Annotated in this window: 22 protein-coding genes and 1 pseudogene; 12 read left to right on the top strand and 11 right to left on the bottom strand. The window is 61.4% G+C overall.

The genetic code is table 11. From position 1 onward, the window contains the following. Nucleotides 1-469 precede the first annotated feature (469 nt). Nucleotides 470-2,629, bottom strand: a complete 2,160-nt coding sequence (yccS, locus tag VJR68_RS21485; RefSeq protein WP_324150924.1) for a YccS family putative transporter — start codon at nucleotides 2,627-2,629, stop codon at nucleotides 470-472. Nucleotides 2,630-2,787: 158 nt separating this feature from the next. Between yccS and VJR68_RS21480 the strand changes: the two genes are divergently transcribed. Both VJR68_RS21480 and VJR68_RS21475 read left to right on the top strand, forming a co-directional pair. After that, nucleotides 2,788-3,558, top strand: coding sequence for an ATP-binding cassette domain-containing protein (locus VJR68_RS21480; protein WP_324150923.1), 771 nt, complete (start codon nucleotides 2,788-2,790; stop codon nucleotides 3,556-3,558). Continuing rightward, the gene (locus VJR68_RS21475) at nucleotides 3,555-5,036 is read left to right on the top strand and encodes a glycine betaine ABC transporter substrate-binding protein (RefSeq protein ID WP_324150922.1); all 1,482 of its coding nucleotides are present in this window, start codon (nucleotides 3,555-3,557) and stop codon (nucleotides 5,034-5,036) included. Before VJR68_RS21480 ends, VJR68_RS21475 begins: the two co-directional genes overlap by 4 nt. 16 nt (nucleotides 5,037-5,052) lie before the next feature. On the opposite strand, the gene VJR68_RS21470 is transcribed toward VJR68_RS21475, so the two are convergent. After that, nucleotides 5,053-5,556 (bottom strand): hypothetical protein, encoded by a 504-nt coding sequence (locus VJR68_RS21470; RefSeq protein ID WP_324150921.1) that lies wholly within the window; start codon nucleotides 5,554-5,556, stop codon nucleotides 5,053-5,055. 183 nt (nucleotides 5,557-5,739) lie between these two features. Between VJR68_RS21470 and VJR68_RS21465 the strand changes: the two genes are divergently transcribed. Beyond that, nucleotides 5,740-6,276, top strand: coding sequence for a DUF4142 domain-containing protein (locus VJR68_RS21465; protein WP_324150920.1), 537 nt, complete (start codon nucleotides 5,740-5,742; stop codon nucleotides 6,274-6,276). Nucleotides 6,277-6,362: 86 nt separating this feature from the next. Here VJR68_RS21465 and VJR68_RS21460 read toward each other — a convergent pair whose 3' ends face one another. Beyond that, complete coding sequence (locus tag VJR68_RS21460) at nucleotides 6,363-6,590, bottom strand: hypothetical protein (RefSeq protein WP_324150918.1); 228 nt, start codon at nucleotides 6,588-6,590, stop codon at nucleotides 6,363-6,365. A 193-nt stretch (nucleotides 6,591-6,783) separates the two neighbouring features. Between VJR68_RS21460 and VJR68_RS21455 the strand changes: the two genes are divergently transcribed. Together VJR68_RS21455 and VJR68_RS21450 are read left to right on the top strand one after the other, a co-directional pair. Continuing rightward, nucleotides 6,784-7,260, top strand: a complete 477-nt coding sequence (locus tag VJR68_RS21455) for a DUF421 domain-containing protein (protein WP_324150916.1) — start codon at nucleotides 6,784-6,786, stop codon at nucleotides 7,258-7,260. 73 nt (nucleotides 7,261-7,333) lie between these two features. After that, nucleotides 7,334-7,849: a DUF6496 domain-containing protein gene (locus VJR68_RS21450; protein WP_324150914.1), complete on the top strand. Its 516-nt coding sequence runs from the start codon at nucleotides 7,334-7,336 to the stop codon at nucleotides 7,847-7,849. 346 nt (nucleotides 7,850-8,195) lie between these two features. On the opposite strand, the gene VJR68_RS21445 is transcribed toward VJR68_RS21450, so the two are convergent. From VJR68_RS21445 to VJR68_RS21415, 7 genes are all read right to left on the bottom strand, one after another. Next, complete coding sequence (locus VJR68_RS21445; RefSeq protein ID WP_324150913.1) at nucleotides 8,196-8,399, bottom strand: hypothetical protein; 204 nt, start codon at nucleotides 8,397-8,399, stop codon at nucleotides 8,196-8,198. Between the two features lie 28 nt (nucleotides 8,400-8,427). Further along, nucleotides 8,428-11,010, bottom strand: a complete 2,583-nt coding sequence (gene ligD, locus VJR68_RS21440; protein ID WP_324150911.1) for a DNA ligase D — start codon at nucleotides 11,008-11,010, stop codon at nucleotides 8,428-8,430. Between the two features lie 182 nt (nucleotides 11,011-11,192). Beyond that, nucleotides 11,193-12,056, bottom strand: coding sequence for a DUF72 domain-containing protein (locus VJR68_RS21435; protein WP_324150910.1), 864 nt, complete (start codon nucleotides 12,054-12,056; stop codon nucleotides 11,193-11,195). A 159-nt stretch (nucleotides 12,057-12,215) separates the two neighbouring features. Then, nucleotides 12,216-13,115, bottom strand: a complete 900-nt coding sequence (locus VJR68_RS21430; protein WP_324150909.1) for a Ku protein — start codon at nucleotides 13,113-13,115, stop codon at nucleotides 12,216-12,218. 195 nt (nucleotides 13,116-13,310) lie between these two features. Continuing rightward, a complete protein-coding gene (locus tag VJR68_RS21425) occupies nucleotides 13,311-14,843 on the bottom strand; it encodes a DHA2 family efflux MFS transporter permease subunit (protein ID WP_324150908.1) in 1,533 nt (510 codons plus the stop codon). Between the two features lie 173 nt (nucleotides 14,844-15,016). Next, nucleotides 15,017-16,345, bottom strand: a complete 1,329-nt coding sequence (locus tag VJR68_RS21420; RefSeq protein ID WP_324150906.1) for an HlyD family efflux transporter periplasmic adaptor subunit — start codon at nucleotides 16,343-16,345, stop codon at nucleotides 15,017-15,019. Then, nucleotides 16,342-17,787 (bottom strand): efflux transporter outer membrane subunit, encoded by a 1,446-nt coding sequence (locus tag VJR68_RS21415; RefSeq protein ID WP_324150905.1) that lies wholly within the window; start codon nucleotides 17,785-17,787, stop codon nucleotides 16,342-16,344. The genes VJR68_RS21420 and VJR68_RS21415 overlap by 4 nt, the downstream gene beginning before the upstream one ends. A gap of 337 nt (nucleotides 17,788-18,124) precedes the next feature. Here VJR68_RS21415 and VJR68_RS21410 point away from each other — a divergent pair, with 337 nt between their 5' ends. The 4 genes from VJR68_RS21410 (at nucleotide 18,125) to VJR68_RS21395 (ending at nucleotide 21,643) form a co-directional block, all read left to right on the top strand. Further along, nucleotides 18,125-18,286, top strand: coding sequence for a hypothetical protein (locus VJR68_RS21410; protein WP_324150903.1), 162 nt, complete (start codon nucleotides 18,125-18,127; stop codon nucleotides 18,284-18,286). Nucleotides 18,287-18,312: 26 nt separating this feature from the next. Then, on the top strand, nucleotides 18,313-20,358 hold the full coding sequence (gene tkt / locus VJR68_RS21405) for a transketolase (RefSeq protein WP_324150902.1): 2,046 nt from the start codon (nucleotides 18,313-18,315) through the stop codon (nucleotides 20,356-20,358). 288 nt (nucleotides 20,359-20,646) lie between these two features. Continuing rightward, nucleotides 20,647-20,880 (top strand): hypothetical protein, encoded by a 234-nt coding sequence (locus tag VJR68_RS21400; protein WP_324150900.1) that lies wholly within the window; start codon nucleotides 20,647-20,649, stop codon nucleotides 20,878-20,880. 283 nt (nucleotides 20,881-21,163) lie between these two features. After that, the gene (locus VJR68_RS21395) at nucleotides 21,164-21,643 is read left to right on the top strand and encodes a PA2169 family four-helix-bundle protein (RefSeq protein ID WP_324150899.1); all 480 of its coding nucleotides are present in this window, start codon (nucleotides 21,164-21,166) and stop codon (nucleotides 21,641-21,643) included. Between the two features lie 7 nt (nucleotides 21,644-21,650). Here the strand turns inward: VJR68_RS21395 and VJR68_RS21390 are convergent, their stop codons facing one another. After that, nucleotides 21,651-21,779, bottom strand: coding sequence for a hypothetical protein (locus VJR68_RS21390; RefSeq protein WP_324150897.1), 129 nt, complete (start codon nucleotides 21,777-21,779; stop codon nucleotides 21,651-21,653). A 244-nt stretch (nucleotides 21,780-22,023) separates the two neighbouring features. On the opposite strand from VJR68_RS21390, the gene VJR68_RS21385 reads away from it, so the two are divergent. The 3 genes and pseudogenes from VJR68_RS21385 to VJR68_RS21375 form a co-directional block, all read left to right on the top strand. After that, on the top strand, nucleotides 22,024-22,374 hold the full coding sequence (locus VJR68_RS21385) for a response regulator (protein ID WP_324150895.1): 351 nt from the start codon (nucleotides 22,024-22,026) through the stop codon (nucleotides 22,372-22,374). A gap of 123 nt (nucleotides 22,375-22,497) precedes the next feature. After that, the gene (locus tag VJR68_RS21380; protein WP_324150892.1) at nucleotides 22,498-24,348 is read left to right on the top strand and encodes a CHASE3 domain-containing protein; all 1,851 of its coding nucleotides are present in this window, start codon (nucleotides 22,498-22,500) and stop codon (nucleotides 24,346-24,348) included. A 102-nt stretch (nucleotides 24,349-24,450) separates the two neighbouring features. Continuing rightward, nucleotides 24,451-24,689: pseudogene (locus tag VJR68_RS21375) on the top strand (hypothetical protein); the annotation flags it as partial.

Below are 24,689 nucleotides of genomic sequence, written 5' to 3'. Positions count from 1 at the left end.
CATTGATGGCCATGGGTATTCCTTGAGGGTTCTGCGGAGTACGGATGCCCAGGAGGGCTACGGCCGGCAAGGATAACGCCAGCGAAGGCCGGTTGTAACAAGCCGGGTCATATCCCGTGGGCTGGGATGAAATTGGAGGCTAGGATGAAATCCCCGCATGGATAGGCATGGCGATGCTGGGATTTCATCCCAGCCTACAAAAGCCAATACCGTGCAATGACCGGCGATGCGCCAGTGTCAGCGCGCATGGATGCGCGCTCGCTCTTCCCGGGCCCTTCACGGACTTGGCAGGCATGCATGCCTGCCAAGCGCACCCGTTGGGGTGCCCTTTCTCTTGGTTACTTCTCTTTGGCACGCAAAGAGAAGTGACTCGGTCGCTCCGCGACCGAAAGCGCCGCAGGCAATGGCTCAACGCCACGCGATACAACTACAACGCGCAATGCCAACGCTTTCAGCAACAAAGAAAACATCATCCATTGCGAATATCGCAAACCACACTCCCCAACCGATTCCTCTGCGCCAAGATCAACCCCAACTGCCCCAACACCAACCTCGCCACCTCATCATCCGCCCCATCCACGCCAGGCATCACACTCTGCTCAGCCTCGCTTTCCGGCGCGAACGCCCCCACCCGCGCCACCAACGCATCCGCCAACTGCTCCAACCGTGTAACCACCAGATTGCCCGCCAGCGTTACCGTATCGCGCGCTTCCGCGCACCCGATCGCCTGCCGATGCGCCCCCAGCGCGGAAATATGCCCAAGCATCGTGTGGGCGATGGTGAGGAAGCGCAGCAGGTCTTCGTTGCCGCGTTGCCGGCGTCCCGGCTCGCGCAGCATGTTGGCGAGCATGCCGCTGAGTGCCGCATCGGCGTTGTGGGCTTCGCGTCGGGCGATGCGGTAGGGCAGGTCGTCGCGCTTGCCATGCACGTATTGCGCGATCACCTGCTGCAGGTAGCGCGCGTCGTTGCGCATCGTGTTGGACAGCACCTGATCGAGCTGGCGGCCTTGCCAGTCCGGCAGCACCAAATAGATCGACAGCGCCGCGATGGCTGAGCCGATCAGGGTGTCGAGCAGGCGCGGCCACATCACGTCGTAGCCGTGGCCGGCTTCACTGAAGCACAGCACCACGAAGACGGTGATCGATGCGGTGGCGAGGGTGTAGCGGCGCAGGCGCGCGGCGAAGAACACCACGCAGGAAAGCACGGTGAGCAGCAATGGCCAGGGTTCGGCGGGCAGCAGGCGCAAGCTTGCCCAGCCCAGCACCACGCCGATCACCGTGCCGGACACACGCTGTAACATGCGCGCAAGCGTGGCGCCATAGCTCGGCTGGCAGACCAGCAAGGTGGTCAGCAGAATCCAGTAGCCGTGCAGCGGATGAACCAGGCGCAGCACGCCGAAGCCCGCCGTCAACGCCAGCGTCAGGCGGATCGCGTGGCGGAAGCGCGAGGAGCGTGGCGTGAGCTGGATGGCGATGCGCTCCCATACTTCGCCCAGGGTTTGCGGGCCGGGGTTTTGCAAGGCGCCGTCTTCGCCGTCGAGCGTCATGGGTGATTGTTCGTTTTCCAGCAATGCCTGGATCGCGGCGATATTGCGCAGCAGGGCATCCAGCGAGCGCAGCAGCTGTTCGGATGCGGGCTGCATCGTGCCGCGCACCGCGTCGATAGCATCACGCAGATCGCTTTGCGCGGTGCGCAGGTCGGCGGCGGGTCTGGGCGAAGTGCGCAGGCGCAGCGCCTCGGCCTGCCCGCGGCATTGGCGCGCCTGCAGGCGCAGCATGTGTTCGCAGCGGAACAGCACGTCGCTGTGATAGAACGCCTCGGCCAGTTCGATATACGGATAGTGCGCAGAGCTGACGCGTTCGTGGATGTCCTGCGCCTTGAAGTACAGCTGCAGGCGCGCCGCCGTGGCGCCGCGCGGGCGGCGCATGCCGATGCGGTCGATCAGCACGATGCGGGTGTCGTTGAGCGCTTCCACGACGTGCTCGTTCTGCATCGCCAGCGTAAGCAGCAGCGCGTCGCGATCGATGCCGTGCACGGGCGTGAACAGCGCGGACTTGGTTTCCAGATAATCGGCGAGCGCGTCGAACACGCGCGCCAAGGCATGGCGCACGGCAAGCTGCGGCGACAGCACGCTCCACAGCAGCGAGAGCAGCCCGTACCAGGCGGCGCCCACCAGCAATTGCAATGGCTCGGTCAGCAGCGACGCTGGCGGATGCGGCGAGTCCGTGCCGATCATGGTGTACACCGCCAGAATCAGCGTGCCGCCGGCGATGGTGGCGTAGCGCGCGCTGATCGAGCCGAGCATTACCAGCACGAAGGTCATCGCCGCCAGCGCGAATGCGAACGGCCATGGATGCGGCAATAGCCATTCCACCGTAAACGCCACGCCGGCAAAACAGCACAGCGTGACCAGCAGGGTGAGTGAGCGATTGCGCCAATGGTCTTCCGTTTCGGCCAGCGCGCAGGCGATCACGCCGAGCATGGCGGGAATCATCGCGGCGGCTTGGTTGCGCCACAGGCAATAGAGAATGACGCCGCCGAGCGCGAGCAGCACGCGCTGGCATTCGGCGAAGCGGTCCGAGCCGCGCAGGCGGCGCCAGTAGTGGAGCAGGGCGGGGTGGCTGGGCATGCGACAAGGATACATGCTGCTATGCAACATTGGTCTTTCAGTCGCCCACGGCCCGACGGATCGCGTAGGCTGGAATGAAATCCAGCGTTCGTGCCGGTAGCGATGCTGGGATTCCATCCCAGCCTACAATGCGGCTCCCACTGCCAGACCATCCCCGCATGCCTCCCACCAGCAACGCCTCCTCCGAAGCGTTCGAGCTCCGCGGCGTCAGCAAGCGCTATGGCAGCGTGATTGCGCTCGACGACGTCAGCCTGCGTTTTCCCGCCGGCAGCAACACTGCCTTGATCGGCAGCAGCGGCTCGGGCAAGTCGACCTTGCTGCGTGTACTGCTCGGCTTGGAATGGCCGGACCGCGGCGAGATCTGGGTGGAGGGATCGCGCCTGGAACAGGCGCAGGTGCTGGCGCTGCGCCGGCGCGTGGGTTACGTGATCCAGGAGGGCGGCCTGTTTCCGCACCTCACTGCATTGGGCAACCTGGCCTTGTTGCCGCATCATCTGGGTTGGAGCCGCGAGCGTATTCGCCAGCGCGCGGAAGAACTGGCCGCACTGACCCACTTGCCGGAAGGCGTATTGGAACGCTATCCCGCCGAACTGTCCGGCGGCCAGCGTCAACGCGTGGCGCTGATGCGCGGCCTGATGCTCGATCCCGATGCGCTACTGCTCGACGAACCACTGGGCGCGCTCGACCCGATCGTGCGCCATGAACTTCAAGACGAGTTGAAGACCATCTTCAACCAGCTCGGCAAGACCGTGATCGTGGTGACGCACGACATGGCCGAAGCCGCGTGGTTTGCCGATCGCCTGGTGCTGATGCGCAACGGCAAGGTGGTGCAGGATGGACGGCTGGATGATCTCTGCCATCGCCCGGCCGATCCCTTCGTGACGCGTTTCGTGGCCGCGCAGCGCACGCTGCAAGGGGTGTCGCCGTGAAGCGCGTGTGGTTGGCGATAACCGCTTTGTTGCTGCTGCCGGCCTATGCGCATGCGGCGCCAGTGCGCATCGGTTCCAAGCAATTCACCGAATCGGTGATCCTTGGCGAAATGGCGCGCCTGGCGGCACGGCAGGCAGGCGTGCAAGCGGTGCATCAGCGCGAGCTGGGCGGCACCGCCATTCTGTGGAGCGCCTTGCAGCACGGCGATATCGATGCGTATCCCGAATACACCGGCACGCTCACGCATGAGTTGCTGAAGAACGTGCCGCCGGATGCGGACATTCCCACGCTGCGCGCTGCGCTCAAGCCGCTCGGCATCGGCATCACCGATTCGCTGGGTTTCAACGATACCTATGCCATCGGCATGCGCGCGGATCGCGCCGCGCAGTTGGGCATTCGCAGCCTGTCGGGTCTGGCTGCGCACCCGGAACTGCGCTTTGGCTTCTCCAACGAATTCATGGCGCGCAGCGATGGCTGGCCGGGTTTGCGCCAACGCTACGCTTTGCCGCAGAAGCAGGTGCGCGGCCTGGATCACGCGCTTTCTTATCGCGCGCTGGCGAGCAGCGCGGTGGATGCGATCGACCTCTACAGCACCGATGCGGAGATTCCCTACTACCACCTGCGCACGCTCGATGACGACCGGCATTATTTTCCGCATTACGACGCCGTCTATTTATATCGTCTCGATCTGCAACAACGCGCGCCGGTCTTCGTCGAGGTGCTGAACAAGCTCGCTGGCCGTATCGATGCGGACGCGATGCGGCAGATGAACGCGATGGTGAAACTGCATGGCGAAAAAGAAACCGTCGTCGCAGCGGATTTCCTCGGCGTGCAAGCGGATGGCGATGGCGCAGGGCTATGGACGCGATTGTGGCAGCGAACCGTGGAGCATCTGCGGTTGGTACTGATCTCGCTGATCGCCGCGGTGCTGCTTGCGATTCCACTGGGCGTGTTCGCGGCGCGCGCAAAACGACTAGGTCAGCTGGTCATGGCACTCAGCGGCGTGTTGCAGACCATTCCGTCGCTGGCGATGTTCGTATTCATGATTCCGTTCTTCGGCATCGGCACGTGGCCGGCGATTGCCGCCTTGTTCCTGTACAGCTTGCTGCCGATCGTGCGCAACACCTACACGGGGCTGGTCGGCATTCCGCCGGATCTGCGCGAATCGGCCGCCGCCTTGGGTCTGCCGCGCGGCGTGCGCTTGCGCCAGGTAGAACTGCCAATGGCAACGCGCTCGATCCTGGCCGGTATCAAGACCGCTGCGGTCATCAACGTCGGCACCGCGACATTGGGTGCGCTGATTGGTGCGGGCGGTTACGGTCAACCCATCGTCACCGGCATTCGCCTGGATGACACGGGCTTGATTCTGGAAGGTGCCATTCCTGCCGCATGCATGGCGCTGGTCGTGCAAGGCTTGTTTGAAGGCGTGGAGCGCTGGCTTACGCCACGCGGCATGCGCCTGGAAGCGCGGCAATGACCGCGATGACGACTCGCTAACGAGAGCGCCGCGCGCCCAAGGTCGAACCGCCTTTGGCGGCATCGACGCTGCGTTGCACGTCCTCCTGCGATCCGCGTCCGACGGATGGCCACATGGCGGGATCTTCGCGGCGCCGCTGGCCTTGTTCGTGCGAACGCACGGAGCTGGCGCCAGCACCATCAAGCAGCGCACACACGTCATCCATCGACATCTCCCCACGCAGCTCCACCACCAGGGTGGAATGGCCGATCAGGCTGGGATCGGGCAACTGCATCGGTGTGCGATCGGACGACGAGGCACGCTTCGGTTTGTCGTGGCCGGTACTGGTGTCGATGCGTCCGGTGTGGCTGGCCTCCGATATCACCGTGGTCGGCGCACTTGAACTGGAAGGTGAATGTCCGACGCTTTCGTCGAAGCTCAGGACGATTTGTTCACGCCGAAGTCCGCGGGACAACAACTTTTCGGCGGCGGCGTTGGCATCGAATTGCGTGTCAAAACAGGCAACGACAAGTTCGGTCATGACTATGCTCCATGACGTCCACTACATGGCACTGTAGAACCTTGAACATAATTTGCACGTGAGCATGGAAACGAACGCAGCATGAATCGCGCATGCGCAAGTTCTCTCGATCGATACATGCGAGATACATGCGAGTCACGCCGTCGATGCTAACTATGCGTGACCCATGCGTTGGAGATGAACATGTCACCGCTGAAACTTTCCCTCGTGCCGTTGCTGATGTTGTCGATGGGTTCGCCCGCCTGGGCGCAGAGCGGCGCTTCCCAGGCATCCACGCCAGCCACGGGCGCCGTGGGCACGCATACGGCGCAGGACGTCCGCTTTGTCACCGCGGCCTCCGCCGCCGGCGATACGGAAATCATGGCGGCACGCCTGGCGCAGACGCAGGCACAGTCGAGCAAGGTCAAGTCTTTCGCCGCCACCATGATTCGCGACCACGGCAAAGCCAACGATGAGCTGAAAACCGTGGCGCAGAAAGACGGCTATACCATCTCGATGTCACCCACGACGGATCAGCAGAATAATCTCGCCAAACTGCGCTCGTTGCATGGCAAGGATTTCGATACCGCGTATACGCAGATGATGGTGAAAGACCATCGCGATGCGGTGGCGTTGTTCCAGACGGAGTCCACATCAGGCATGGATGGCGACTTGAAAACGTTCGCGACGCAGACATTGCCAACGCTGCAGCACCACCTGGCGATGGCGAACGCGTTGTAGTTCGCGGCGTAGGTTGGGGTGCGAACCCCAACATGGCGTGATGCTCGGCATGGCGATGTTGGGGTTCGCACCCCAACCTACGCTGTTCAAATCAGCGCTTGCGGCACGGGGGGCGTACCTACTGGGTCGCCGATCGGTGCCGGCGGTGGTTCCGGATCAGTCAGCGGCGGACGCTCCGGCGTAGGCAATGGCGGCTGAGGGTCGGGATCGGGGATGTCGGGCGATGGCGAAGGCGCCGGCGGTTTGATCGGGTCCGGTGCGGGGACTTCCGCATGGATAGTCGGTGCACGCCGTGTCGTAGGAATGCGGTTCATAGGTGCTGCCTCGCCGGCTGCAACGATGGCGTCCACTGTGAGCGAGCCCGCGTGCACGGGGAACGAAATCCTTGTGATGGCAGCCGCATCGATTTAGCTGCTTGCCAGTGGCGTTCACGGTGTTTCGACGGTTTTTCACAAGGGGCAGGGCGATAGTGATATCCCGTCGGAAAGCCGCGAAGGAGTTTCTTTCATGAGCAGTGCATTTGATATGGCCATGCCGTGGTGGCAATTCGTATGGCGCGGTATCGCCGCCTATCTCGCGGCGGTGTTCATGATGCGCATCGTCGGCAAGCGCTCCTTTGGCGATATGTCCACCTTCGACATCATCGTGCTGGTCCTGGTCGGCGGTGTCTTGCGCAATTCCATCGTGGGCCACGATGGCTCGTTTCAGGGCGGCCTGATCGCCGTGGCGGCCATGCTGGCGACGGATCGCGCGGTGGCGTGGGCATGCACGCGTTCGCCCTGGTTGAATCGTTTCGTCGAAGGGCGTCCCACCATCCTGGTGCACGATGGCGAAGTGGTGCCCGGATCGCTGGAACGCGTGTGCTTGCCGAAGGCTGCGTTTCGGCGCGCCCTGCATGCGGCGGGGCTCGAAGACACCAAGAGCATCAGCATCGCAAGACTGGAACCGAATGGACGCATCACGCTTATTCGCAAGCAGGAATAGCGCATGGCTTTGACAACGTGTCGACGCGCGCGCGAGTAAAGCTGGCTGTGTCTGCTCACACCGGAGATACGACATGCCCGAGAAAAAGACGCGGCAAGCAGCTGCCCGAGACAAGCGCCAAGGCAAGTCATCCAGTACCCAGGCCGGCGAATATGTGCATGAAGAAATCGAGCACGTGCGAAAAGGCAAGCATGGTGCACGGTCGCCGCAACAGGCCATCGCCATCGGGCTTTCCAAGGCGCGGCGCGCCGGCGTGAAGGTGCCGCGGAAGAAGTCGTCGACCAAGAAAGCCTCCAGTAAAAAGGCCTCGAGCCGCAAGCGCGCCAGCACGGGAAAATCCGCGTCGCGCAAACGCGCCACGACCAAACGTTCCAGCGCCAAGCGTGCCAGCGCGTCATCGCGGGCCTTGCGTCGGGAAGGGCGGGGTGCGGCATCCAAGCGTGCGTTGTCGAAGCAGGGCAAGCGCGCGGCGTCCAAGCGTAGTTCCGCGTCGCGTTCGGCGGCGGCGAAGAAGGCAGCACGTACGAAGGGTACGCGTGGTCGTTCCGCTGCGGCGAAGAAGGCGGCGAGAACGAGGAAGCGGGCGTAGGTTGAGTTACCCCCGGATCAAGTCCTGTCTCTTGATTACATCGGGCTCGAGAGCCACACAGCGCCGTAAATCAGTTCCCTCCCCTGCGTGCAGGGGAGGGTGAGGGTGGGGTGTGAGCGAAGCGAGCTGCGGGATGCACACGTCGTTGTAAGCCGTGTGTCGCCACATGGTTCATGCCGCCAATATTCATCGTGACGTTCGGCTGCACGCTAAAGCCCAAGCAACCCCACCCCAGCCCTCCCCTGTTGCCGCAGGGGAGAGGGCGACCCCGGCAAAACTGGACTTTCAAGCTACGTCGGAATGGTGATCACGTCCCGGTAACCCATCCTACGAAGCGTGCGTTGCGTCATCCTTGCTCGTCACCCACCGACGCATTCAACGCCGCCGCCACCGCCGCATCGCCATTGATCAGATCGGCCCACTTCAACTCGATGCCCCTGCGGTGGGCTTTACGCGTGATCTTCAATCCCTGCGCATCCATCACTACCGTGTAAGGCTGGCCTTCTACGTCGATTTCGCGCCGCAGGGGTTTTTCAAGCGTGGTCGTCATGAGTGGTTCTCCGCGATGGATGGAACAGTCACTGTTGCTTGTGCAAGGTTTCGAGTGCCGTATCCAAGGATTGCTCAATGGTGTCGATACCCTCCCACGGGTCTTTGCGCAACCGCGCCAGGCGCTTGGGAAGGGTGTGAATGTTGAAGGCGTCGCCGCGTTCGATCTTCGCCAGTTCTTCCCAGCGCAGCGGCACGGCGACGGGCGCGCCTTTGCGCGCGCGTAGCGAATAATTGGCGATGCTGGTGGCGCCGCGGCTGTTGCGCAGGTAGTCGACGAAGATCTTGCCGCTGCGCTTGACCTTGCTGGCGGTGTCGATGAATTCATCCGGGTATGCGCTTGCCATGGTGCTGGCGACGGCATGCGAGAAATCCTTCACCTGCGACCATGGGCAACCGGGATTGAGCGGCACCACCACGTGCAAACCTTTGCCGCCGGTGGTGCGCAGGAATGATGCCAGGCCGATGCGATCCAGCCATGTGCGGAGCAGTCGCGCTGCGGCGACCACGCGTTTCCAGCCGACTTTCGGTGCGGGATCCAGATCGAACACCACGCGGTCGGCCTTGTCGGGGTTGTCGGCCATGCTGCCCCACAGATGGAATTCCAGCGTACCGAATTGCACCAGTTCCATCACGGAGTTGGCATCTTTCGCGTAGATGTAGATGGCTTGCGAGCCTTTCTCTTCCTTCAGGCGCACAAAGCCCACGCGATGCAGGCCTTGCACCGGATGCTTCTGGAAGAAGCAGGTTTTTTCCGCGCCTTCCGGGCAACGGATGATGGAAAGCGGACGCCCCAGCACGCTCGGCAAAAACCACTGCATGATGCTGCTGTAGTAGTCGGCCACGTCCTGTTTGGTGATGTTGTCGCCGGGAAAGACCACGCGATCGGGATGCGTGATGGTGACAAGGCTGGTGTCGGCATCGTTGGAAGTCGAGCGCGTGCGCGCCGTCTTGGTCGGTGCTTTTTTCGCGGGCTTCGATGCTTTTTTTGCGGGCGAGCGGTCGGCATTCCGCAAATCGTTCGGTGTCTTGTCCATGCGCAAGGTCTTCAGGCTGGGTTGCCGCAGCAGGCTGTTGTTGCCCATGCCACGATAGTTCACTTCGACCACCAGGCTCGGTTGCACCCACCACGCATCGCGCAACAGCGGATCGATGTTGCGCAGATTCGGCGGCGTCTTGCGTGACGCGTTCTTGGTGACCAATGCGGCGGTTTGCGCCAGTGATTTGTCGGTAAAGCCGGTGCCGACGCGACCGGCGAACAGCCAGCCGTCGCGATGATCAGGATCGGGCTTGGCCAGCAGCAAGGAACCAAAGCCATTGCGGCTGCCCTTCGGCGGCGTGTAGCCGACCACTGCAAATTCATCGCCTTCCAGGCGCTTTACCTTGATCCAGTCGCCGCCGCGTCCTGAGTGGTAGCCCGAATCGATGCGCTTGGACACGATGCCTTCCAGCTTGAAGTCCATCGCGCGCTGCATGGCTTCCACGCCGTCGCCTTGCGTGTGGGAACTGAAAGCCAGGTGCCTGCGGCCGTGGCCCAGCATGCGTTCGAGCAGCGCCTTGCGTTCCAGCAGCGGTGTGCGTGCAAGGTCGTAGCCTTCGAAATAGGGCAGGTCGAACAACACGTAAACCAGCGGATGCTGTGCTTCGCCGGATAGCGTTTTCTGGAGCGCGTTGAAATCGCTGCGGCCTTGGCTGTCGGTAGCGATCAATTCGCCATCAAGTCGCGCCGAATCGAGCCCCAGTGCGTCGACTGCCTGCAGGATGTCGGGAACCTTGTCGTCCCAGCGCAAGGCGTTGCGTGACCACAGCGCCACCTTGCCCTTGGCGATGGTGGCGAGGATGCGGTAGCCGTCCCATTTCACCTCGTGGATCCAGTTGTCGCCGGGTGGCGGCTCCAGTCGCAGCTGCGTCAGCGCGGGCGCAAAGAACTCGGCACTGGCGGCGGCTTTTTTCGCGTTCGGCAATGCCTTGGCCTGATGGATCAGCGAGGTTTTGCCGAGCTTGCGTGCAGCCGGCGCCTTGCGCACACGCGCGGTGGATTTCTTGGCCGCGATGCGCGCGCTTTCGGATTTGGCCGCTTTACGCGTGCTTTCGCGCATCTTGGTATCCAGCAGATCATCGGCTTCGACGTCGCTGGCGAAGGCATCGTCGTCCTTGATCAGAAACCAGGGCTGCTGGCGTTCTTTGCGCCCGCTGCGCACGAGATGCCAGCCACCCTTGAGGCGCGTGCCGAACAGTTCGAAGCGCAGATGGCCTTTCTTCAATTGCGCCATCGGATCGCCGTCGGTGGACCACACGCCCCGATCGAATTGATCGACATGGCCTTTGCCGTAGCCTTCCTCGATCTCGCCTTCGAAATCGGCATAGGCCACCGGATGATCTTCCACTTCCACGGCAAGGCGCTTGGTATGTGGGTTATAGCTCGGCCCTTTCGGCACTGCCCAGCTTTTCAATGCATTGCCTACTTGCAGGCGAAAATCGAAATGCCGCCGCCTGGCGTGATGAAGCTGCACCACGAACAGCGTACGGCTGCCCTCAGGAACGGCCGCATCCGGCTTGGGTTCCCGGGTGGATTTGAAATTGCGTTTGCGTTGATATTCCCGAAGGCTCACGTCTGCTCCGCCGCGGCGGCCCGTCGAAGGAAGACCTTGCAACGGGATATGTCAACGATAAGGCAAGTGAATGTGACCAGGATGTTGGGCAGAACCGGCGTTCAGGCCGCGTAGGCGCATAGGGTGGGTGCGAACCCAACATGGCCGCGGACCGTACGCCACGTTGGGGTTCGCACCCCAGCCTACGAAAGTTTCTGCGCCAGCTTGCGTGCATCGAAGGGCGCTTTGACCTTGGTGTCGTTGTCGAAATAGCAATACACATCGCGGCTGGCCCGCTTGCGCGGCTTCTCGTCGCTGCAGCGCGTGGCGTCTTTCGGTTCGCTGCCTTTGCGCCATGCATCGATGTGCTTGCACCAGCGAGTCAGGGCGGCATTGCTGTAGCCGCTGGCATACAGCACCTTGTCGCCGTGCAGCCGCAGGTACATGAAGCTCGCGGTGACGTCTTCCAGGAACGGCCATTTGCCGGCAGTGTCGGCCACTACCAGCGCCACGTCGTGACGGCGCAACTGGGCGATAAAAGTTTCATTGACGAAGCTGATATGGCGCACTTCCATCGCGTGCCGGATAGTGCGCTTGCGATCGGCCTTGACGATCACTTTTTCGACCGTGCCGTCATGCTCGCGCGCCATGTCGGCCAAGGTTTCGCTGTTGCGCGGCAGTTGCTGGAGGAACGATTCCAGTTTCTCTTCGTCGTAGCGCAGGCTGGGCGGTAATTGCCACAGGATGGGGCCGAATTTTTCCTTCAAGGCCAGCACGCCGGAGGCAAAGAAATTGGCCAGGCCTTGTTCGGCGTTTTTCAGACGCTTGATGTGCGTGACATAGCGCGGCGCCTTTACCGCGAAGACGAAGCCGCGTGGGGTTTCGTCATACCAGCGCTGATAGTTGGCAGGACTTTGCAGGGAATAGAAACTGCCGTTGATTTCGATGGTGTTGAATTGGCGCGAGGCGTAATGAAGTTCGTCGCGCTGGCGCAGGCCGTCGGGGTAGAACACGCCGCGCCAGGGAGCGTAGCGCCAGCCGGAGATGCCGATGCGGGTTTTTGCCATGCAGTGCTCCTCGCCCGTCGTAGCTCGTTCGTAGGCTGGCATGGAATCCCAGCATCTGCAGGCGGCATTGAAGCTGGGATGTCATCCCAGCCTACGCGCTTGCCGCATACATGGATTTCGCCGGGACGACGATGTTTCAGGCGTGGCGGCGAATGTCTGTCAACTCGCCTTGCGCCGCGCCCCACGCTTTTTCGCCGCCTTGCCCTTCTTTGCCGCACGCCCCGGCGACTTGGGCTTCGCCTCCACCTTCGCCGGCGTCCGCTTCTTCGTATCGATGCTCTTCTTCAGCAATGCCATGAAATCCACCACGTTGGTGGCGGCCTCGGCTTCCTCTTCGGCCGGCTCTTCGATTTCCGCCAACGCACCCTTGGCCTTTATGCGCCGTTCGATCACCTTGCGCAGCCGGTCGCGGAATTCGTCCTTGTATTCGCCCGGCGCCCACGTGCTGGTCATCGATTCGATCAGTTGCTCGGCCATCGATAGTTCGCGTTCGCTGATGCGGTAGCTCTTGATGTCTTCGCTGGGGATGGAAAACTCATCGGCGTCGACCAGCTCCTGCTGGAAGCGCATCAGCACCAGGATCAAGGCATGTTCGCGCGGGATTACCGCGGAAAGGTATTCGCGCGTGCGGATCACCACGCGGGCGATGCCGATTTTGCCGGTGCGTTTCAAGGTTTCGCGCAATAGCACATAACCTTTCTCGGCTTTCTTGCCGGGCACGAGGATATAAGGCTTCTCGAAATATTCCGCGCCGATGTCGGCGGCGTCGACGAAGGCTTCCACTTCCACCGATTCACGGTTCTCCGACGCGGCGGATTTGATGTCCTCCGGTTCGAGCACCACGTAGTTGCCTTTCTTGTATTCAAACGCCTTGACGATTTCCTTCCATGGCACTTCCTCGCCGGTTTCCGCATTGACGCGCTCGTAACGCACGGGTGCCTTGTTGCGGCTATCCAGCATGCGGAAATGCAGATCGGTACCGCGCTCGCCGGACATCAGCGAGACGGGTACGTTCAGCAGTCCAAAGGTCAGGTTGCCGGTCCAGATGGGACGTGCCATGACGGCCTCCCTCTTGCGGGGATGCGCTCTTTATTCCGGATCGCGTGTGATGCCGGCGCCAACGCGCCTGGATTCAATCGCGCCTTCATTCAATCGCGCGATCCATAGCTGTCGCCCAGGCTGAGTTGCGCGATGCAGCGACCGATGGCGCGCAGCAGTTCCTCTTTGCCGTCGCCTATGTGTCAGTGGTTTGCATCAACCTGCCTTGGCAGTTGTTTCGAACGGCGGTTTTGCAAACCAGATGGCGACCATGGCGAAGCCGAAAATCAGGCTGAAACCCCAGAACACGTCGTTGATGGCCAATGTGCTGGCTTGCTTGTTCACAAGCTGATTCAACGCGGCATAGGTCGATTTGCCTTGTATGCCAAGCTGCTGGATGCGGCTCAACCATTCGGTGGTGGCGCGCGCGTCGGTATGCGTGTGCTCGGTGAGGATGGCGTGGTGAAAGATGCTGCGATGGGTATACAGCGTGGTGCTGGTTGCGGTGGCTACGCTGATGGCGATCGTGCGAAAGAAATTGGCCAGGCCCGACGCGCTGGCGACTTTCTCGGGCGGCAGGCCGGAGAGAATGACCTGGTTGACCGGCACGAAAAACAGCGCAATGCCGCAGCCCATCACCAGGCGCGGCAGCATCAGCTTGAAATAGCTGATGTCCGCGTTGATGTGGGCCATCCAGTAAGACGTCGAAGCAAAGATCGCAAAACCAATCGTAATGATGAGGCGCATGTCGAACTTGTGCTGATAACGTCCCACCAAGGGCGACATGAAGATCGCCGGTATGCCGATCGGTGCCACCGCAAAGCCCGCCCATGTCGCCGTATACGACATGGTTTCCTGCACCCAGTTGGGTAACACCACGGTGCCGCCGTAGAACGAAAAGACGCCGGAGAACAGACACAGCACGCCTATCGCGAAATTGCGGCGCTTGAAAAGATAGAGATCCACAATGGGCTGATCGTGCATCAGCTCCCAGGCGATCAGGAAGGTCAGGCACACACCAGCGATCAATGCCAGCGTCAAGATCATCTTTGACGAGAACCAATCGTAGTCGTTGCCGTTGTCAAGCATGAACTGCAGACAGCCCACGCCAACGGCCAGCAGGAACAAGCCAAGGCCATCCAGCTTCACTACCGAGGTCTTGCTTTCGCGATCGCGCAGCATCGACCAGGTGATCAGAAACGCGAACAGCCCCACCGGCACGTTGATGAAGAACACCCACGACCAGCTGTAGTTGTCGGTGATCCAGCCGCCCAGGATCGGTCCGAAAATAGGCGCCACAACGACCACCATCGCCCACAGCGCCAAGGCGATCGGCCGTCTTTGGGCGGGATAGTTGTTGAGCAGCAAGGTTTGCGACAACGGCACCATCGGGCCGGACACGGCGCCTTGGCAAAGGCGGAAGACGATCAGCATCGGCATGCTGCGTGAAAGGCCGCATAGCGAAGAAAACACCACGAACAGCAGCACGGATGAAGAGAACGTACGCACTTCACCGAAGCGCCGCGCGATGGAGCCGGTGAGCGGCTGCATCACCGCGCTGGCCATCGAATAGGCGCTGATCGCCATGGTGCCTTCGACGCGGCTGACGCCAAGATTGCCGGAGATGGTGTAGACGGCCACGTTGACGATGGAGATGTCCAGCACCTCCATGAACGTAGCGAGCGCCACACCGGCAGTAAGCAGCACGAGCGCGCCGCCGGTGAAAGGTGGTTTGGCGTCGTCAGCCATGGGTTATGGCCTCTGATGCGCGCATTTCTTCGCCGTCATTCTCCCGAATGCGGGAATCCATTCTGCTTTTTGCATCGGCCACGTAGGCTGGGATGAAATCCCAGCATGAAGGGGGTAAAAGCTGCTGGGATTGTCATCCCAGCCTACGTGGACTGCGGTGGGAAACGCGAATATCACGGCTCCTCCACCGAATTCTTCAAAATGATCTGCTGCGCCTTCTCATCCGCATCGTGCACCTCGCGCTCGTAGACGTCGGTACTCATGAAGGGTTTGGTGCGCACCTGCGTTTGCAGCATCGTGCCTTGGCGGTTGTGCGTATCCACCTTGACGTCGGTGGACAGGCCGACCATCAAGGGATGTTGCTGGAGTTCCTTCGGATCGAGCGAGATGCGCACCGGCAGGCGCTGCACCACCTTGATCCAGTTGCCGGTGGCGTTTTCCGCGGGCAGCAAGGAAAACGCGCTGCCGGTACCGGCGTTGAAGCCCACTACCTTGCCGTGATACGTCGCGTGCGAATAGGTATCGGTGGTGATCGTTGCCGGCTGGCCGACGCGGATGTTCTGCAGCTGGGTTTCCTTGAAGTTCGCATCCACCCACAGATCGGTCAGCGGCACGATGGTGAGCAAGTCCTGGCCTGGTTGCACGCGCTGGCCGACCTGCACCTGCCGACGTGATGCGATGCCGTCGATCGGCGAGACGATGGCGTCGCGATTGTTGTTGATCCATGCATTGCGGAATTGCGCGCGTGCCTGTACCACGGCAGGAAAGCTGCGTACGTCCGTGCCGTCGACTTGCGCATGCGCGGCGGCGGCCTGGTGTTGGGCCTGTTGAAGCGCGGCATACGCGGCGCGCATCTGGCGTCCGGCGTTATAGGCTTCTTCCTTGGACACCGCATGCGCGCTGACCAACGGGAAGCGGCGTTGGTAATCGTCGCGTTCCGTTTCGTACTGCGCGCGCCGCTGCGTCACGGCGGCATCCGCCTCGGCGGCCTGCTCGATGGCCTGCTGCGCGTTGCGCACGGCCTGGGCGAGTTGGCCTTCCGCGTTCATCAAGGTGACCTGCGCGTCGGCGGGATCGAGGCGGATCAGTACCTGGCCCGCACGCACCCGCTCGGTTTCGTCGACGGCGATTTCCACCACCGTGCCCGGCACACGCGGCGAGATGGTGACCATGTTGCCGCGCACGTAGGCATCGTCGGTGCTTTCGCGCTGGCTGAAAACGAAAATGTAGAGCAGCAGCCAAGTGAGACCGGCCAGCACGAATACGCCGGCGATGATGCTCATCACGATGATGCGCTTGCGCTTTTTCTTGCGCTGTTGCTCGGCATCCTGTTCCTTTTGCTTGTCCTGCTCCTGCTTTTTGTTCTCTTCCTCCTTTTTCTTGTCCTCGCCGCTCTTGGGCTCGTCCTTTTCGTCGCCGTACTTGTACAGATATTTGTAGCGGTACCGGTATTCACCGGGGTTTTCGTCGTCGTGTTCGTGATTGTCTTGCGCCGGACTCATCGCGAAGCATCCTGTGCGGTCGGGCCGGAGGGCAGCGTGGGTACGTTGGTGTCGCGATAACCGCCGCCAAGCGCGTAGATCAGCGCGAGATTGGCGGTCAGCAGCTGGCTGCTTACCTGCACTTGCGCATCGCGCTGCTGCGCGAGTTGCATCTGCAGGCTGAGCCAGCTGCGATCGTCATCCAGGCCTTGTTGGCGGCGTCGGTCCGCACGCTGGTCTTGTGCGCTGACGTCGGCGAACTGGCGATCGGTCTGGACCTGCTCCGCCTGCAGTTGCTGCATGGTAGCGATCTGTTGCGCGACGTCGTGCGCGGCCTGCACGACGGTGCTGTTGTACGTGGCAACCGCGTTATCCAGTTCTGCCTGCCGGCTTTCCAGCTGCGCTTTCAAGCGTCCGCCGCTGAAGATCGGCAGGCTGACCGAAGCGCCCACATTGCCGAGTCCGATGTTGGCGCGCGTGCCGGAGCCTAGATTGGGATACATGCGCAGATACGCGCCCAGCGCCAGCAAGCTGACGTCGGGATAGTAAGCGGCGCGTGCCGAATCGATGCCCTTGATGGACGATTCGATCTGCCAGCGATTGGCGACGATGTCCGGCCGCCGCGCGATCAGTTCCAGGCCGGCATAAGGCGGCACCTTGGTATCGGGAACGGGCAGTGCGTGTGCTTGCAGCGTGCCGAGTTCCTGCGCGGAAACGCCAGCCACGGCCGCCAGTTGCACCAGGTCGAGCGAACTGGCGCCTTGCAGCGTGGCGATGTCGCGCTGCTGTGCCGCCAGTTGCGCATCGGCCTGGTCGAGCATTTGCGGATCGTCCAACCCGGCGTGCACGCGCATTGCCACCAGGTTGCGATAGGTCGATGCATCCTGTGTGGCCTGCGTGGCCAGTTGCAGTCGAGCCTGCTGGCTTTGCCAATCGAAATACGTGCGCGCCACGTTGTAGTGCAATGAGTTGGCTGCCATGGCGCGTTCGGCTTTGGCCGCATTGGCCTGGCCGATCGCCTGCGCCACGGCATCTTTCTGCTTGCCCCACAGGTCCAGGTCCCAGGTGAACAGCGCGGCGGCGAGACCATCGTTGGCCCAGCTGTGCCTGGGATTGAGGTTGATGCTTTGCGCGCCGCTGCTGCCGCTGCTGGATTTCGCATGCGTCACGATCTTGCTGTAGGCATGCGCACCGCTGAAGTAACCGCGTACCTGCGGATTGAGCTGCGCTTTTTGCGTATCGACTGCACGTTCCGCGGCGGTGTAGCGCGCCTGCGCTTGCTGCAGATCGGGCGAGTCGCGGGTGGCGAGCGCCATCAGGCGATCGAGTTGCGGATCGTGATAACGCTTCCACCATTGCTGCTGCGGCCAGTTCGCCGTGCCGGTGGGCGTGCCTGCCAACGGCACTTGCTGGCGCGGCGCGAACTGCGGCGGCCGCGCAGGCGGCGCACACGCGGCGATCAACGAAACACCGAGAAGAACGAGGCCTCCTTGCCATAGGGGGTGGCACGTCCGTTGTGCTGTGCCAATACCTGTCACCATCAGTAATAAGTGCAGCAGCGTGCTTATGCGGACTGGTGTTGCAGGCGCGGAAAGTAGCATCCGTTCGCGTGGTCAGCGTGTGACGGAAACTGTTCACGCCGATGCAACGTGCTGTACAGCGTTGCGTCACATCGATCGACTTGCATGAATCATGACGCGCATGTCGCCATGACGGCGATCCAATCTTCACTTCAGGCAAACCGGCGCCATTGCATGGTGCGTGTTCATAAGCATCCCTGAGACCAGAGGCGATATCCGCATGGAGATCGATCACAAATGTGCCTATGGGCCATGCCAGTGCAAGGTGGCGCAGTTGGGCGAGTATTGCAGCGACCACTGCAGCCAGGCTGACAAGCTGCGCGCCGAAACCACGCAATGCAGTTGCGGGCATGAAGCCTGCAAAGCGGCCGACAGCATCTGATCCGCGTTCGATCGACTAACGACATCATGTCTCCCGATCTCGATCAGAAGTGCATTGACACGATTCGTTTTCTCGCCGTCGACATGGTGCAGAAAGCCGATAGCGGACATCCCGGCCTGCCGCTGGGCGCCGCGCCGATGGCGTACGTGTTGTGGGATCGCTACCTCAAGCACAACCCGCTCAATCCGCATTGGCCCGATCGCGACCGTTTCGTGCTGTCGGCCGGACACGGTTCGGCGCTGCTGTATGCGCTGCTGTTTTTGAGCGGCTACGGCATCACGCTGGATGACATTCGCCAGTTCCGCCAATGGGGCAGCAAGACACCTGGACATCCGGAGCGCGGCGTGACGCCCGGCGTGGAAGTCACCACCGGGCCGCTCGGGCAGGGTTTCGGCAATGCCGTCGGCATGGCGATTGCCGAAGCGCAACTGGCGGCACGTTACAACCGCGATGCGTACAGGCTGTTTGATCACTACACCTATGTACTCGCCAGCGACGGTGACCTGATGGAAGGTGTGGCCTCGGAAGCGGCTTCGCTGGCCGGCCATTTGAAACTGGGACGGCTGATCGTGCTGTATGACGACAACAGCGTCACGCTGGCCGGCAGCACGGACGTCACCTTTTCGGAAAATCGCGTGCAGCGTTTCCAGGCTTATGGCTGGCATACCACCACGGTGGAAGACGGCAATGACCTGAACGCGATCGACATGGCGATCAGCCAGGCGCGCCGCGAGGTGGCGCGTCCTTCGCTGATTCGCGTGCGTACCCACATCGGTTTTGGTTCGCCCGAGCAGGACAGCTACAAAGCGCATGGTTCGGCGCTTGGCGAAGAGAACGTACGCAAGACCAAGGAAAAACTCGGCTGGCCGTTGGAGCCTGATTTTCTGGTGCCAGATGAGGTGTTCGCGCACATGCGCAAGCAGCCGGCACGCGGTCATGAGCAGGAAGACGCATGGACGCAACTGCTCACGGATTACCAGAATCATTATCCCGACCTGCATCAGGAATTCGACACGCGCTTGCGCGATGGTTTGCCGGAAGGCTGGGATGCGGATATCCCCACTTTCCCGCCGGACGAGAAGGGATTGGCCACGCGCGAATCCTCCGGCAAGGTGATGAATGCCTTGGCGCCGCGATTGCCCGCGCTGGTGGGCGGCTCGGCCGATCTTGATCCTTCCACCAAGACCGCGTTGAGCAAGTTCGGCGATTTCCGTCCGCCGCGTACCGGTGAAACCGGCGAGCGCGACGCGGCGATCGAACATGGCGATTACACCGGCCGCAATATTCATTTCGGCGTGCGCGAACATGCGATGGGCGCGATCGTCAATGGCCTGGCCGCGCATGGTGGTTTCATTCCGTATGGCGCGACGTTCCTCACGTTTTCCGATTACATGCGCCCGCCGATCCGCCTGGCTGCGTTGATGGGCTTGCACGTGGTGCACGTGTTTACGCATGACAGCCTTGCGCTAGGCGAAGACGGTCCCACCCATCAACCGGTGGAACATCTCGCTGCATTGCGGGCGATACCCGAGACGATCGTCATTCGCCCGGCGGATGCCAATGAAACGGCGGTGGCCTGGAAAGTTGCCGTGGAAACGCGCAATCGTCCGGTGCTGTTGGCGTTGAGCCGGCAGAAGTTGCCGACGCTTGATCGCAGCCGTTATGGCGCTGCCGACGGCCTGCGCCAGGGTGCATACGTGCTGGCCGATCCACCGCAGGGAAAGCCTTCCTTGATCCTGATCGCCAGCGGTTCGGAAGTGCCGTTGATTCTGGCCGCGGCCACGCGCCTTGGCGAAGAGGGCATTCCCGTGCGCTGCGTTTCCATGCCCAGCCATGAGCTGTTCGAAGCCTTGCCGCAAAGCGAGCGCGACAAAGTGTTGCCACCCTCGATCGAGGCGCGCCTGGCGGTGGAAATGGGCGTGACGCAAGGCTGGGATAAATACATCGGGCCGCGTGGCGCCATGCTGGGCGTCAATCGCTTCGGGGCCTCGGCGCCAGGCGAAAGGGTGGTGCGGGAATACGGGTTTACGGTGGACCGGGTATGTACCTTGGCCCGGTCGTTGCTGATGTGAGGCGAAGCAGCCGCTTCAATGGGCTGCCAGCTGCCAGAAGGAGGAAACCGATGCGCTGAGGCTCTATTCATGAAAGGCCCGCTTTTAAGGGGTCAAGAGGGCGGTTGTCGGAGTTTATTCGGTTTTTTTAAACAGGACTTTGACAATTACTCCACGAAATCTTGCATACAAGGGGATCAAGGTGAGTCTTGTAATCGTCAAATGAGATGCAGTTGATCCGGCGATGCACGATTACAGATCCACTTGGCTCGACGCGAAAATTTCCATGTCACGTCAGGAGAAAATCTCATGAATCGCACGACACTTGCTCTGGCTGCCACCTGCCTGGGACTTGCCCTCGCCGGTTGCAGCAACAATGGTGAAAACGGCAACAACCCCAATGCGCCGGCGAATCCTTCCACGGCCAATAGCCCGGCGGCGCCGGCACCTGCCACACCAGCACCCGCGCATACCGCTGCCATGCCGCCGGCTACGAACGGCACCGCACCATCGCCGGCTACGCCTTCGACGGCGGGGCATTAGTAACAGCTGGGTAACACTTCGGTATTCGGCATCATGCTGATACATCGTCGTCCCGGCGAAAGTCGGGACGACGCATCAATAGCCGCGTAGGCTGGGATGAAATCCCAGCATAAAGAGCCAAAATGAGCTGGGATTTCATCCCAGCCTACATGTTCAAAGGCTCGGCAACCCTTTTCATCTTTCCCATCACATACGTCGCAAGCTGAAAATTTTCACCTTGTTTCCGCCCGCCATGTACGGGCGTGCATTCAAGATCAGCGTTCTGGTGTGGGGAGAAAAGCTCATGAACGCGGATGGTGACATCAACATTCTCAATGGCCTCATCGGAGCGACGATGGATAGCGCCAGGCACTACCACAAGGTGGCGGGTAATGTCGGTAATCCGAGGATTCGCGCCCTGTTCGAACATCTGTCAGTCCAGCGTAAGCTGATTGCTGAGGAGTTGCAGGACCAACTGGTGGCCATCACCGGCAATCCGCAGGGCGAGAGCATGCCGTCACCCCATCCTTTGCGCCTGTTCGGCAACCTTCGCCTGCTCATGGATTACGGCTACTGCGCACTGATCGACGAGGTGGAGCGCTGCGAGGAGCGCATCAAGGCGAAATATGAGCGCGCCTTGCTGGATGACCGTCTTTCCAGGTTGTCACGCATAGTGATCGAAAATGCCTACGCGTCGGTGCAGGAAGGCAGCGCCGACATGCATGCGCTGAAGCGCTATCCGCATGCCGAACATACCCGCACGGAGCGGATGGAACAGTGGTAAGGGGCCGTCAACGGTAAGGCGGCGAATGTGGCGTCGGCGGCCGGGCTTCCTCATGGCGCATCGCGCGATAGGCACCGGCGAGAATGAACCCCGCCAGCAGCAATACAAACACGATCCAGCCTATGCGTTTGAGCATATGGGTCATTACACCCGAAACTATTTACGGCCAAAACAAACTAGTCAGGCATAAGTTGCCTGTGCGTGAACGAATGCGTTCCGTTGACGAATGCAGACGCCCGCGTTGACCCGGCTTTCACAAGTCGCGTCGCCGTTTTGGTTATTGTCGCCCTATCAGCAAGATGTTCATTGTCCGTTGTACTGGCGCCGAATACCGTTCGGCGGATCGCCGGATTCGGCATATGCAGTCGGGTGGGGATGGCATGAAGACAGTTCTGCTCGTAGACGACAACCGGGATGTGCTGGAAGTGACCGCATTCATGCTCGAGGACGCCGGTTACGAAGTCGTAGCAGCGGCCGGTCCCGAACAGGCTTTGCAGGTGGCCTCGGTGCGCCCCGACATTGGCGTGGTGGTGACCGACCTCAATTTGAAAAAGGGGATGAGCGGCATCGAGATGGGCAAGGCCATGCACGACGAGGGCCTCAAGTGCCCGATGATCGTGATGTCCGGCGAAAGCGAGCCGCCCGAAGAAGAACTCCAATCGTGGATGAAATACCTGTCCAAGCCTTTTGACCGCAAAACCCTGCTGGCGGCCATTACCGAAGAAGCATGAGCCAAAGCTGGTGTGCAAGCATCGACTGGCTGGCATGGATGCATGAAGGTGGGAAACGCGTAACTGCATGGGATGCGAGCCTGCAATCCGGCTTGAGTCAGTTCTGACTAAAGGCTTTGGTGTATGGAGCACGAATCAGCACGGGTACGTATCCGGCTCGGGCTAGTCGGCGCATTTGTACTGCTGCTGTGCGTGTGCGTGCTGGTGATCATCGCGGCATTTTCCAGTTCGGGCGCCGATCGGCTGGTCGAGCATTCCATGCTGGTGCGCCAGACGTTGCAACAACTGCTGGTCACCGTGCAGCAAGCCGAATCGGGTCAGCGCGGCTATCTGTTGACCGGCGACGTCAGCTACACCGTTCCGTTCTTCCAGGCGAAAACCGAGCTGCCCGTATTGGAAGGCCAGCTGCGCCAGCTGACCGAACAGAGCGCGGTACATCAGCAGCAGCTGAGCGAGCTTTATCCTGCCATTGCCGCGAAGATGGACGAGCTGTCCAGCACCATCCAGCAACGCCAGAGCGGGCATGCGGAGGCGGCGATGGAGCTGGTCAACACCCATCTTGGCCGCCATCTGATTCAGCGCATTCGCGAGCTGATTGCCGATTTCGATCGCAGCGAACTGGAGATGCTGCGCGAGCGCAGTTCGGCGGCGGCGATGCATCACCGCTTGCTCACCGCCGTAGCGGTGCTGCTGACCCTTCTGACCTGCCTGCTGGGTTGCATCGTGGTATGGAAGGCACGCCGTTATGCGTGGGACATGCGCGACAAGAATCGCGTGCTGCGCGAGGAAATCGTGCAGCGGGAGGCAGCCGAACAGCAATGGCGGCAGTCGCAGAAAATGGAAGCGCTGGGCCAGCTGACCGGTGGCGTCGCGCATGATTTCAACAACATGCTGGCGATCATCGTCGGCAACCTGGAAATACTGCTCAGGCGCCTGCCGGAGAGCGAAGACCGTTGTCGCACATTCGCCAGCAACGCCTTGACCGGTGCGCAACGCGCGGCCGAGCTGACCAAGCGGCTGCTGGCTTTTTCGCGACAACAGTCGTTGCAACCCAAGCCGGTGGACGTCAATCAATGCGTGCAGGATGTTTCGGTAATGCTGCATCGTTCGCTCGGCGAAAATATCCAGATCGAAACGGTTCAGGGCGGTGGGCTGTGGCGGGCGTACGTGGATCGGCCGCAGCTGGAAAGCGCGTTGCTCAACCTGGCGGTGAATGCGCGCGATGCCATGAAAGGCATCGGCAAACTCACCATCGAGACGGCCAACGTATTTCTGGATCGCAGCTATGCCGACGCGCATAACGACGTAACGCCAGGGCAATACGTGATGATCGCCATTACCGATACCGGCACCGGCATGTCGGCCGAGGTCTTGAGCCGGGCATTCGAACCCTTCTTCACCACCAAGGAGGTCGGGCACGGTACGGGTCTTGGGCTCAGCCAGGTGCACGGCTTCATCAAGCAATCGCAAGGGCACCTCAAGATCTACAGCGAGCTGGGTGTAGGCACCACGGTCAAGCTGTATCTGCCGCGCGACACGGCCAGTAAGGAAGAGCAAGCCCAAGCGCCCGCCGCACTGGACGCGCCGCTCCAACCGCAGCGCAAAGTATTGGTGGTGGAAGACGATGCGGATGTGCGCGAGTTTGTCGTGATGGTGCTGCAGGACCTTGGCTACCAGGCCATCGCCGCCGCCAACGCCGAATCGGCGCGCAGCGCGCTGGCCAAGGATGGACACATCGACGCGATGCTGACCGATGTAGTGATGCCGGGCATCAACGGCAAGCAATTGGTCGACGATATTCGCGACATGCGGCCCAACATGGCGGTGCTGTTCATGACCGGCTATTCGCGCAATGCCATCGTGCATAACGGCGTGCTCGATCCGGGCGTGCGCCTCATCACTAAACCTTTTACGGTGGATGAACTGTCGCGTGAATTGCGTGCGGCCATCGTTGCCCATGGAATGGTGCATTAAGGGCAGACAGATGGCAAAACCTGAACGTGCTCACAAGCCAACGACTCATTGCTCACCCTTGCCGAAAAATAATGCGCTTACTTCCAACAGAGGTGATGGCGCATGAAGACGCGTATGTCGGCGAGCCTCGCATTGGCCGCATGCTTGATGATGACGGGTATCGGCACTGTTTCCGCCCAGGACAATGATCGCCCCAGCGACCATCCGCATCGGGTCTGCCACCGCGTGCGGGTCGAGGACAAGCCGAAGGACAAGCACCAGATCGCCGGCACGCTGGTTGGCGCGGCGGCGGGCGGCCTGGTCGGCAATCAATTCGGCGGCGGCAAGGGCAAGGTGCTTAC

This window comes from Dyella sp., from assembly GCF_035277725.1.
Taxonomy (GTDB): domain Bacteria; phylum Pseudomonadota; class Gammaproteobacteria; order Xanthomonadales; family Rhodanobacteraceae; genus Dyella_B.
This window is presented reverse-complemented; position numbering and strand designations above follow the sequence as displayed.